The 352-nt window shown below is 71.9% G+C and carries 1 protein-coding gene; it reads right to left on the reverse strand.

Annotation, left to right across the window (positions count from 1 at the left end):
• On the reverse strand, window positions 1-352 hold a 352-nt coding region (locus tag ACM0OW_RS25800), incomplete at both ends, for an HPr family phosphocarrier protein (protein WP_414553565.1).

Genomic DNA, 352 nt, shown 5'->3' on the forward strand with positions numbered 1-352 from the left:
CGATGCGCGCGCGGACGGCGGACAGGGCGGCGTTCAGTCGGGCGGTTTCGACCGCCACGCCGCCGCCGTCCTCGGCGACAGCGATTTCGTTCTGCGTCAGGCGGACGGCCCGGCCGATGACCAGACCGGGCGCAGCGGTGACGCCGCTGAGGATCAGTTCGCCGTCTTCGCCCACGACAGGTTCGGCCGTCCGGGCGGCAGGGGCTGCGGCGGATTTGGGCGTCGTTTCATGCGCGCCTTCCTCCAGGCCTGCGGCGATCAGGGCGGTCAGGGCCGACAGGGCCTCGTGCGCCTGACGGCCCGAGGCCTTCAGCACCAGTTCGTCGCCGTCCTTGACCCCCAGTCCCATCAT

The organism is Anabaena sp. CCY 0017, from assembly GCF_963920885.1.
Classification (GTDB): domain Bacteria; phylum Cyanobacteriota; class Cyanobacteriia; order Cyanobacteriales; family Nostocaceae; genus Nodularia.